1 protein-coding gene is annotated in these 298 nt (G+C 55.4%); it reads left to right on the top strand.

What is annotated here, in order from left to right:
- Positions 1 to 41: 41 nt before the first annotated feature.
- On the top strand, positions 42 to 298 hold a 257-nt coding region (locus P0D96_RS48600), incomplete at its 3' end, for a helix-turn-helix domain-containing protein (protein WP_408321519.1).

Here is a 298-nt window from a genome sequence, read left to right as displayed (position 1 = left end):
TGAACTGACCCCCAAGAGTTGGACACGACCTTGGAGGTTCCGTGAGGAAATTCGATGTAAGGTTTAAGGGGAAAGTGGTTCGCGAGTACCTCGCTGGCAAAGGGGGCTATAAGCTCCTTGCCAGGAAATTCGGTGTTGCGGAAAGCATGGTGAGGCGATGGGTCGCGGCATATCGTCACCATGGTAACGCCGGGCTTATCCGGCAGCGTTGTGCTTACACCCTTGAGTTCAAGCTTGAGGTGTTGCACCGGGGCGTGGTCGAGAACCTTTCCCGTCGAGAGCTGGCTGCCATTTACAA

This window comes from Paraburkholderia sp. RL17-347-BIC-D (genome assembly GCF_046027915.1).
GTDB lineage: Bacteria > Pseudomonadota > Gammaproteobacteria > Burkholderiales > Burkholderiaceae > Paraburkholderia.
The sequence above is the reverse complement of the archived record's forward strand: the minus strand, read 5'-3'. Positions and strand labels throughout refer to the sequence as shown.